Annotated in this window: 1 protein-coding gene; it reads right to left on the reverse strand. The window is 43.7% G+C overall.

The window, feature by feature from the left end:
* Positions 1–18: 18 nt before the first annotated feature.
* A partial coding sequence (locus L9G74_RS20115; protein ID WP_238898550.1) for a 4CSP family protein occupies positions 19–311 on the reverse strand: 293 nt, incomplete at its 5' end.

Raw genomic sequence — 311 nt, forward strand, 5'->3', positions numbered from 1 at the left:
GCCGGTCCTAATAGTTATTTACAATTTTATTCCTTTCTTCTCAGCTTCCTCTTTGTATTTCTTGAGGTAGATTCCTTTGGGGTCGAACTTGGCGGCCAACTTGTCGAATTTTTGTCTCTTCTCGTTAATGAGGAATTTCATCGCCTTATCTGCTCCCTTCTTCTGTTTCTCGTTACATTTGGAACACCCAGTTTCCAGTGCGTCGGGAAGTATTTTTTTAAGTTCTTTCCCATCTGGAGTACACTTATCGTCGCCCTCGTCCAGAAGACAGTCGACGTACTTGTCCATCAACCTGTCGTTGTGGAGGATCT

Source organism: Shewanella electrica (genome assembly GCF_022321485.1).
Taxonomy (GTDB): domain Bacteria; phylum Pseudomonadota; class Gammaproteobacteria; order Enterobacterales; family Shewanellaceae; genus Shewanella; species Shewanella electrica.